This window comes from Nonomuraea cypriaca (assembly GCF_015645445.1).
In the GTDB taxonomy this organism is placed as follows: Bacteria; Actinomycetota; Actinomycetes; order Streptosporangiales; family Streptosporangiaceae; genus Nonomuraea; species Nonomuraea cypriaca.
This window is the reverse complement of record NZ_JADOGI010000136.1, coordinates 21,996-29,080: the sequence shown is the minus strand read 5'-3', so window position 1 is coordinate 29,080 and position 7,085 is coordinate 21,996. Positions and strand designations below refer to the sequence as shown.

The following is a 7,085-nucleotide window of genomic DNA, read 5'->3' as shown; positions in this document are numbered from 1 at the left end:
CACCCTCCCAGCAACAGCCCGCTGAACGACCCACCACGACCGCGCTCCCGGCGGCCGCCGCCACGTATCTCATAGTTGATCTGGGTGCCGCGATGGGGGCGAGTCGCGTCGTGGGGGTGGGAACTGGTTTGCTTGGAGCGTACGTTCTCGACCGGAGCGGGGGCTCAGCATGGGTGACGCCGAACTTGAGGCAGAGATCAAGTTTCGGAGCGACATGGATGTGGAACTCGTCAAGGCGGCCGCGTCGGACGTCGACGTGCTGTGGGCCGCGCGGGTGTCAACCAAGGGCGAGGGCTCGCTGGCCGAGGCCGAGGCGGATCCCGAGCGATCCAAGGGCCTGATCAACTTCCTGATGCGGGACCGGCACGGCACGCCGTTCGAGCACTCGTCGATGACCTTCTACGTCAACGCGCCGATCTTCGTCTTCCGTGAGTTCATGCGGCACCGCACCTTCTCCTACAACGAGGAGTCCGGCAGATACCGGCAGCTGGTCCCCGTCTTCTACGTGCCTGGCCCCGATCGCAAGCTGGTCCAGGAGGGCAAGCCCGGCAAATACCGGTTCACCGACGGCAGCGCCGAGCAGCACAAGGTGGTGACGGAGGCGACCAAGGACAGCTACCGGCACGCCTACCGCGCCTACCGGGAGATGCTCGACGCCGGGGTGGCCCGTGAGGTGGCCAGGACCGTGCTTCCCGTCGGCCTCTACTCCTCGATGTACGCCACGTGCAACGCCCGCGCGTTGATGAACTTCCTGTCCCTGCGCGTCAGGCGGGAGGACTCCACGTTCCCCTCGTTCCCGCAGCGCGAGATCGAGATGGTGGCGGAGAAGATGGAGGCGCTGTGGGCCGAGCTCATGCCGCTGACCCACGCCGCCTTCGAGGCGAACGGCCGCGTCTGCCCGTGACCCGGCGACGGCAGGTGCGACGCGCGTGCCGGCCGACCGCGGGAGCGCGCCTCCCACGACCGGCCGGCACGGCCAAGGGCACCCGCGCTGACCGAGCCGAGGGCACACGCCCCAGCCGAGCCGAGGGCACACGCCCCCCGACCGGCCGGCGCGGCCGATTTGACGCGCCCCGGCCGGACCGTCCGGCAGGGCGAGCGGGACGCGGGTCGGCCGTGGTTACGCGAGGGCCGGCAGGACGTAGACCTCGGCGCCCGGGGGCATGGCGCAGTCGAGGCCGCCGAGGCCGCGGGCGTTCTCGCCGCACACGATCATGCTGATGTGCCGGCGGATGCGCCCGCAGTCGTCCCGCAGCCGCTCCTCCAGCAGCGGATGCGTACGCCGCAGCATGTCCAGTGCCGAGCCCAGGGTGGGCGGGGAGTCGCGGTCGGCGCCGATCGCGAAGACCTTGACCTCCGTCCGCCCGCTCACCCACCGCCGCAGCGAACTGGGCAGCACGAACACCACCATCGTCACCGATTTCGCCATCGGCTAGAGCACCGCCGCGCGCACGGTGAGCACGTCGGGCAGGTGCCGGCCGACCAGCGACCAGGTCTCCCCCTCGTCGCGCGAGCAGTGGACCTCGCCGTCGCGCGTGCCGAAGAACACCCCGGCCTCCGACGCGGTCATCGCGTCGCGCAGCACGGTCGCGTAGACCGGGCCCTCCGGCAGGCCCTTGCCGAACGACTGCCACGACCTGCCCGCGTCGTCGCTGCGGAAGACCTGGTAGCGGTGGTCCGCGGGCATGCGGTCGATGTCGGCCGTCATGGGCAGCACGTAGACCGTGTCCGGCCGCGTCGGGTGCACCACGATCGGGAACCCGAAGTCCGACGGCAGCGAGGAGCCGATGTCGTGCCAGCTCCCGCCGAAGTCGTCACTGCGGTAGACGCCGAAGTGGTGCTGCAGGAAGAGCCGCTCGGGCCGGGACGGGTGCATGCCGACCTTGTGCACGCACTGCCCGAACTCGGGATACTGCTGCCCCTCGGGCATGAAGGGGGCGCGGATGTTCTGGTTGGCCGCCTCCCATGACCGGCCGCCGTCGGTCGTGCGGTAGAAGCCGGCGGCCGAGACCGCGATCCCCATGATCTCGGGGTCGGTGGGGTGGTTGACGATCGTGTGGAGGCACAGGCCGCCGCCGCCCGGCTGCCACCGCGCGCGGTGCGGGTGGCCCCACAGGCCCTCGACCAGCCGGTAGGTGACTCCGCGGTCCTCCGAACGGAACAGCGCGGCCGGCTCGGCGCCCGCCCACACCACGTCCGGCTCCGACGGTGAGGGCACGAGCTGCCAGACCCGGCTCAGGGTCGCCCCGGTCTCCTCGGGGAAGGCGATCGGCGGCTGTTCGGCCTCCTTCCAGGTCTCGCCGAGGTCGTCCGAGTACATGACGGATGGACCGAAATGGCCGTATTCGATCCCGGCCAGCAGCCGGGGTGTGGTGCCGCGCGTGTCGATCGCCACCGAGGGCACCGCGACCGTGGAGAACTGGATCGGCCCGATCTCGAACGGGCCGCCGTCCCTCGAACGGGCGAGGAACAGGCCCTTGCGGGTGCCGATCGCGAGCATTGCGTCACTCATTTGCATCGCTCCCATGTTCGCTTCCCGCCATCGTGCCACGCCGGCGCGACGTCCGCCGAAGTCTGGGAGATTCCCCTCACAGCACTCGCATTACCTGGCAGGTAATCGTGACACTTCCCTCCAGCCAGTAGCGTTCCGGACATGGGACAGGTTGCCGTTCGAGAAGAGTCTTTCGGGGAGCTGTTGCGATCGTGGCGGCAACGGCGCCGGGTGAGCCAGCTGGACCTGGGCATCGAGGCGGAGGTTTCGGCCCGCCACATCAGCTTCCTGGAGACCGGGCGCGCCCGGCCGAGCCGCGAGATGGTGCTGAAACTGACCGAGGAGCTGGGGGTGCCGCTGCGGCACCGCAACAGGCTGCTGATGGCGGCGGGGTTCGCGCCGGTCTATCCCGAGCGCGAGGTACGCGCCCCGGAGATGCGCGTCGTACGGGAGGCGCTGGACAAGATCCTTGCCGGGCACGAGCCGTACCCGGCGGTGGTGGTGGACGCGGCGTGGAACCTGGTGGCGGCCAACGCGGCGGCCGCCATGTTCATGGAGGGCGTGCCGGTCGAGCTGCTGAGGGAGCCGATCAACGTGCTGCGGCTGTCGCTGCACCCGGACGCGATGGGCGGCAGGCTGCTCAACCTGGCCGAGGTCCGCGCCCACCTGCTGTACCAGCTCCGCAGGCAGGCCGAGGCGTCCGGCGACGGGCGGCTGGCCGAGCTGCACGACGAGCTGGCGGCGTACACCTATCCGGGGGTGGATCTGAACGTGGCGCACGCGCCGGGGCCCGCCGACATCCTGGTGTCGCTGCGGATCGCGGCCGGTGACCGGGTGTTGTCGATGTTCACGACGATCGCGACGTTCGGCACGCCGGTGGACGTGACGGTCTCCGAGCTGGCCATCGAAGCGTTCTGGCCCAGCGACGAGGAGACCGCCGCGGCACTCCGGCACAGCGGATAGCACGGGGTCACAGGCGGTAGACGCGGCGGGCGTTGCCGGAGCCGATCATGTGGGCGACCCTGGCCGCGTCGGCGGCGCTCCACTCCCCCGCGCGCAGCCTGGCAGCCAGCGCCGCGCCCAGCGCCTGCCGATAGTAGTGCGCGCCCAGGTAGCCGGTCTCGGCCACGCCGTGGCAGGCGGAGCTGAACAGCAGCTTGTGGAACGGCGCCAGCTCCAGCAACTCGTCCATCACCCTCGCCGAGGCGGCGGCGGTCTGCGGGAGGGCGAGGCCGACGTCGACGTAGACGTGCGGGTAGATGTTGGCCAGGTAGGCGGCCTGGCGGTGGAACGGGTAGCAGTGCAGCAGGATCACCGGCACCCCGAGCGGCTGCAGCGCCCGGACGAACGCGCCCATCCTGGCCGGATCGGCGCGATGCGGATCGGCACCGGACCCGCCAAGGCGGTGCGCGCCGGTCCGGTGCGAATCGGCGCCGAACCCACCCAACCGCTGAGGATCGGCGCCGAACCCGCCCAGCCGGTGCGGATCGGGGCCGGACGCCGCGGGTCCGGGGACGGCGGCGCCGAAGCCGGTGTGGAACTGCATGGGCAGCCCGCGTTCCCTGGCCACGTCGATCGCGTTCCAGAGCAGGTGGCGCAGCAGGATCGGGTCGGTCAGCCGCTCCTTGGGGTCGGACAGCCGCCGGTTGGCCGCCGCGATCACCGCTCCCCTGGACGGCCTGGACGGGTCGAAGTCGAGCCCGCACAACGCTCCGATGACGGTCTTGAGCCCGACCGCCCTGGTGGCCCTGGCGGCCAGCTCGTCGCCGAGGTCGTCGAGGTAGTCGACGGCGAGCTGGGCGACCTCGGCGACGTCGCGTTCGATCTGCTCGACGCGTACCAGCTCGTCGGCCGCGGCGCCGCCGTGGCGGCCCATCTCGGCGGCCGACAGCAGCTCCGCGGCGTCCGGCTCCGTGTCGACGAGGAAGGCCACCACCCCGGCCCCCGCCAGCAGCCGCCGGTTGACCTCGCCCGCGCCGAGCTCGGCCCGGCGGGCGAGGTAGACGGCGGGCGGCGCGTGCGGCTCCAGGTCCAGCAGCGGCGCGCACCAGCGGCGCAGCGCCGCGCCGAACGGCGTGTCGAAGTGGGTCGTGCCGGGCGGCGCCGGGCTGCCGCCCTCGTTGATGAGCAGCTCGAACTCGGCTCTGCTCAGATCGTCTCGCCGCACCCCGTGACAGTGGTGGTCGACGAGCGGGGCGAGCAGCGCGTCGCGCACCGTGCCTGGCAGGTCTGCGGGGAGCATGCGGAGACTCTAGGGGAGCTCCGCACGCGCCCGTGGACGTTTTACCTACGGCAGAGACGCAGCACGTTGGCGATGACCTTCGCGCCCGCGCCGCCCTCCTGGGTCAGGATCGACTCGGGGTGGAACTGCACGGCGAAACGCCGCCGCTCGGTGTCCTCGATGGCCATGACGTTGCCGTCGGGCGTGAACGCGGTCGCGGTGAAGCCGACCACGCCGGGCCGCTTGGCGTGCAGCGAGTGGTAGCGGGCCGCGGTGAACTCCTCGGGCAGCCCGTCGAGCAGCGCGCTCGTGCCCGCCCGCGAGACCTGGCCGCGCTTGCCGTGCTCGGGGTAGTCGAGCAGCTCCAGGGTGCCGCCGGCCTGCTCGACCATGGCCTGCAGGCCCAGGCAGACGCCGAACACCGGCAGGTCGCGGGTGTAGATCTGGTCGAGCAGGGCCGACATGCCGAAGTCGGTCGGCCAGCCGGGGCCGGGTGAGAGCACCACCAGGTCGGGGCCGATCTCGTCGATCATGTCGTGCGGGAAGCCGTGGCGCAGCGTCACCACGTCGGCGCCTTCCTGGCGGAAGTAGTCGGCCAGCGTGTTGACGAAGGAGTCCTCGTGGTCGACGAGCAGCACCTTCATGCCCTGGCCGGGCTGCGGCCTCGGCTCGGCGACCGGGACGACGCCCGGCTGGTTGACCACGGCCAGCGCGCCGAGCAGGGCGCTGGCCTTGAGCTCGGTCTCGCGCTCCTCGGACTCGGGGTCGGAGTCGAACAGCAGCGTGGCCCCCGCGCGGACGGCCGCCACGCCGTCCTTGATCTGCGCGGTGCGCAGGGTCAGGCCGGTGTTCATGGAGCCGTCGAAGCCGATGAAGCCGATGGCGCCGCCGTACCACCTGCGGGTGGTGGCCTCGTGATCCTCGATGAACTGCATGGCCCAGGTCTTGGGCGCGCCCGTGACCGTGACGGCCCACATGTGGGTGAGGAAGGCGTCGAGCGCGTCGAACTCGGGGCGCAGCCGGCCCTCGATGTGGTCGACGGTGTGGATCAGGCGGGAGTAGAGCTCGATCTGGCGGCGGCCGATGACCTTGACGGAGCCTGGCACGCAGATGCGCGACTTGTCGTTGCGGTCGACGTCGGTGCACATGGTCAGCTCCGACTCCTCCTTGACGCTGGAGAGGAGTGTGCGGATGGCCTCGGCGTCCTCGACCGGGTTGCTGCCGCGGGCGATGGTGCCGGAGATGGGGCAGGTCTCGACGCGGTCGCCGTTGACCCTGACGTACATCTCGGGCGAGGCGCCGACGAGGTGCTCACCCTCGCCGAGGCTGATGATGAACTCGTACGGCGCCGGGTTGCTCTGCCGCAGGCCGCGGTAGAAGCCGGACGGGTCGGCGCAGGTGGCGTGGAAGACCTGGCCGGGCACGACCTCGAACAGGTCGCCGCGCTTGAACTTCTCCTTGGCGGCGGCCACGACCTTGGCGTAGTGACCCTTCTCCGGGTTGGGCGGCACCTCGGCCGGGGTGACGGGGGCGGCGCTGTCACCCGTGCGCTCCAGACCGCGGGTGGTGGCGCCGTCGACGGTGAACTCGTAGCGGAACTCGACGCTGGTCTCGCGCTGCCGGTCGATCACGACGAGCCGGTCGGGCAGGTGAAGGACGAGGTCGCGCTGGTCGTCGGGGCGCGCGAGCTCCTGCCTGATGGGCTCGAACTGGAAGGCCAGGTCGTAGCCGAAGGCGCCGTAGAGGCCGAGGTGCGGGTCGTCGCCGCGGAAGGCCGCGATGACCTCGCGGATCGCGGTGAACACGGTGGGCCTGCGGCTGCGCAGCTCCTCGGGCAGCAGGTCCGGCGATTCCGGCACGTGCACCTCGACGCGGTCCCGCGTCGGCTCGGCGACCGGCTTGCCCGCGGCCAGCAGGCAGGAGGCGATGGCGGGCAGCACGACCCGCCCCCGCGCATTGAGCGCGGTCGCCGCGATGGTGCGCCCCCTGGCCACGAGTTCCACGCAGGGGTCGACGTAGCCGAAGGCCCACCTGCTGTAGCGGCCGGGATAGTCCATGCCCGACGAGAAGGCGCCGCCGCGCCGCTCGCCGAGGGCCGTCACGATCTCCTCGAGCGAGGCCTCACCGACCTCGCGCACCTCGCGCTCGACGCCGATGCCCCCGGCAGTGGTATATCCGCTGCTTTCCACTTGCTGCCCCTTACCCACTCACATGCTGAGGCCCCGGGGGCGGACACAATGAAGGCCGCCATCCGGGGCGGCCGACCGTTGAGGTATGCGAAACACGCGCCGCCTAGGAGCGGCGCCACCACTGGAGCTGGGCGCGATTTCGCATGGACCCCAGGGTAACCGGCCAACCAAGATCGCGCAACGC

6 protein-coding genes are annotated in these 7,085 nt (G+C 71.4%); 2 read left to right on the top strand and 4 right to left on the bottom strand.

Translation table 11 applies throughout. From position 1 onward, the window contains the following. The first annotated feature begins 214 nt into the window (after positions 1-214). Positions 215-904, top strand: a complete 690-nt coding sequence (gene thyX / locus ITP53_RS35130; RefSeq protein ID WP_207756835.1) for an FAD-dependent thymidylate synthase — start codon at positions 215-217, stop codon at positions 902-904. 216 nt (positions 905-1,120) lie between these two features. Here thyX and ITP53_RS35125 read toward each other — a convergent pair whose 3' ends face one another. Together ITP53_RS35125 and ITP53_RS35120 are read right to left on the bottom strand one after the other, a co-directional pair. Continuing rightward, the gene (locus tag ITP53_RS35125) at positions 1,121-1,429 is read right to left on the bottom strand and encodes a ubiquitin family protein (RefSeq protein ID WP_195899765.1); all 309 of its coding nucleotides are present in this window, start codon (positions 1,427-1,429) and stop codon (positions 1,121-1,123) included. Between the two features lie 3 nt (positions 1,430-1,432). Beyond that, positions 1,433-2,512, bottom strand: coding sequence for a WD40/YVTN/BNR-like repeat-containing protein (locus ITP53_RS35120; RefSeq protein WP_195899764.1), 1,080 nt, complete (start codon positions 2,510-2,512; stop codon positions 1,433-1,435). A gap of 141 nt (positions 2,513-2,653) precedes the next feature. On the opposite strand from ITP53_RS35120, the gene ITP53_RS35115 reads away from it, so the two are divergent. Then, entirely contained in the window at positions 2,654-3,454 is an 801-nt protein-coding gene (locus ITP53_RS35115; protein WP_195899763.1) for a helix-turn-helix domain-containing protein, read from the top strand. A 7-nt stretch (positions 3,455-3,461) separates the two neighbouring features. Here the strand turns inward: ITP53_RS35115 and ITP53_RS35110 are convergent, their stop codons facing one another. Next, positions 3,462-4,733, bottom strand: a complete 1,272-nt coding sequence (locus tag ITP53_RS35110; RefSeq protein WP_195899762.1) for an amidohydrolase family protein — start codon at positions 4,731-4,733, stop codon at positions 3,462-3,464. A gap of 41 nt (positions 4,734-4,774) precedes the next feature. Further along, complete coding sequence (locus tag ITP53_RS35105) at positions 4,775-6,901, bottom strand: anthranilate synthase component I (RefSeq protein WP_195899761.1); 2,127 nt, start codon at positions 6,899-6,901, stop codon at positions 4,775-4,777. Between the last annotated feature and the right edge of the window lie 184 nt (positions 6,902-7,085).